This window comes from Candidatus Symbiothrix dinenymphae, assembly GCF_001431085.1.
Genome location: NZ_BBRU01000185.1, coordinates 1 through 679 on the forward strand (window position 1 = coordinate 1; position 679 = coordinate 679).

Annotated in this window: 1 protein-coding gene; it reads left to right on the plus strand. The window is 43.9% G+C overall.

The annotated features are described in order from the left end of the window. A partial coding sequence (locus ASC50_RS02680; RefSeq protein ID WP_158648314.1) for a DUF1793 domain-containing protein occupies positions 1–456 on the plus strand: 456 nt, incomplete at its 5' end. Positions 457–679: the final 223 nt, after the last annotated feature.

Sequence of the window (679 nt, forward strand, 5' to 3'; positions counted from 1 at the left end):
GCGCAATACACCGCCAAAGCCAAAGAAATGGCAGCAGAATGGGTGAAAATGGCAGACGACGGCGACCACTACCGCCTCACGTTCGACAAATCCAACACGTGGAGCCAAAAATACAACCTCGTGTGGGATAAACTCCTGAAAATGAACATCTTCCCAAAAGACGTAGCGCAAAAAGAAATAGCCTACTATCTCGGCAAACAAAACAAATACGGCTTACCGCTCGACAACAGGAAAACCTACACAAAAACCGACTGGATAATGTGGACAGCCACATTAGCAGACGACAAAGCCACCTTCGAGCAGTTCATCGACCCGCTATATCTGTTCCAAAACGAAACAATAGACCGCATGCCAATGTCCGACTGGGTATTCACCGACAAACCCACCCATACCGGATTTAAAGCCCGCGCGGTGGTTGGTGGGTATTTTATTGAGATGTTGGAGGTGCTCTTGTGAGAAAAGGCTTTGTCATTGCGGGCTGAAAATTCTCAAAGACCTGTTAGGTCTTCGAAGACCTAACAGGTTTAACTACAAATTCGGTAATAATGAAAGTAATAAAACTCACTTTTGTGCTTGTGTTTATTGTCAAGTATAAGTTATGTGATTGTTAAACATTGCATAAGACAAAAGGGGATTCTATATAGCTTTGAGACGAATAGAGAGCGGCATCAACAATTTG